Annotated in this window: 1 pseudogene; it reads right to left on the bottom strand. The window is 65.6% G+C overall.

From position 1 onward, the window contains the following. Nucleotides 1–206: 206 nt before the first annotated feature. A pseudogene (locus CWO89_RS45085) lies at nucleotides 207–561 on the bottom strand (Isoquinoline 1-oxidoreductase subunit); the annotation flags it as partial.

Genomic DNA, 561 nt, shown 5'->3' with positions numbered 1-561 from the left:
GTAACGCAAACCTCGGACGCAGAGCGCCGCGAGAACGCGAACTCACATCCCCACGCTGTTTGAAAGTTGAATCAGAACCCATCCCCGTCATTGCGAGCGCAGCGAAACCCATCATTTCGCGCGGCTTGCTCCATCGCGATGGGTTTCGCTGCGCTCTACCCATCCTACCCACCATCTTGCACGCATCCATCATGGCGCGTCGCGAACTATCTCGCAGGACAAGCCGCGCCGCTCTTCGCCCATGCTTCGACGAGCGCGCCCGCCTGTTTTTGCGTGCCCGGCGCGGGGGAGCGGCCGAAGCCAGGCTGCCACGCCCAGCCGACCAGCGTATCCTCGCCAATGTGGTGGATCAGCTCTTCGACCTTGCGGCCGCCATTGCGGGCGGGGTCCTTGATCTGGGCGCAGATCTCGGCGAGCGATTTGCCTTCCCAGCCCATCTCCCGTGGCGCGAGATGCCATTCCGGGTGGCCCGGTATACGGCCAGGCTCGAAATTGGCGTTGCCGTGACAGCTCGAGCACCGCAGCGCCGCCAGCCCGTGGCCGTCGGCGCCGCGTGCGACC

The sequence above is a fragment of the Bradyrhizobium sp. Leo170 genome (genome assembly GCF_004296405.1).
Taxonomy (GTDB): Bacteria; Pseudomonadota; Alphaproteobacteria; order Rhizobiales; family Xanthobacteraceae; genus Bradyrhizobium.
Note: the sequence above shows the minus strand (reverse complement) of the source record. Positions and strands in the feature narration are given on the sequence as shown.